General features: G+C 66.0%; 1 protein-coding gene. It reads left to right on the top strand.

All coding sequences use genetic code 11. The features are described from left to right. The coding region (locus tag TN53_RS41395; protein ID WP_046264051.1) for an alpha-amylase family glycosyl hydrolase at positions 1-746 on the top strand (746 nt) is incomplete at both ends.

The raw sequence follows: 746 nt of genomic DNA, 5'->3' as shown, positions 1-746 counted from the left end.
GAGGCCAACCAGTGGCCCGAGGACGTCGTCGACTACTTCGGCGACTACCAGTCCGGCGGCGACGAATGCCACATGGCCTTCCACTTCCCCGTCATGCCCCGCATCTTCATGGCGGTACGCCGCGAATCGCGCTACCCCGTCTCCGAGATCCTCGCCAAGACCCCGGCCATCCCCTCCAGCTGCCAGTGGGGCATCTTCCTGCGCAACCACGACGAGCTGACCCTGGAGATGGTCACCGACGAGGAACGCGACTACATGTGGGCCGAATACGCCAAAGACCCCCGCATGCGCGCCAACATCGGCATCCGCCGCCGGCTGGCCACCCTCCTCGACAACGACCGCAACCAGATCGAGCTGTTCACCGCACTCCTGCTCTCCCTGCCCGGCTCGCCGATCCTCTACTACGGCGACGAGATCGGCATGGGCGACAACATCTGGCTCGGCGACCGCGACGCCGTCCGCACCCCCATGCAGTGGACACCCGACCGCAACGCGGGATTTTCCTCCTGCGACCCCGGACGGCTGTATCTGCCCACCATCATGGACCCGGTCTACGGCTACCAGGTCACCAACGTCGAGGCGTCCATGTCGTCGCCCTCCTCGCTGCTGCACTGGACCCGCCGCATGATCGAGATCCGCAAACAGAACCCCGCCTTCGGCCTCGGCTCCTACACCGAACTCCAGTCGTCCAACCCCGCCGTCATCGCGTTCCTGCGCGAGTACGAGGACGACCTCGTCCTGTGCGT

The organism is Streptomyces sp. WM6386 (assembly GCF_000972385.1).
Taxonomy (GTDB): domain Bacteria; phylum Actinomycetota; class Actinomycetes; order Streptomycetales; family Streptomycetaceae; genus Streptomyces.
The sequence above is the reverse complement of the archived record's forward strand: the minus strand, read 5'-3'. Positions and strand labels throughout refer to the sequence as shown.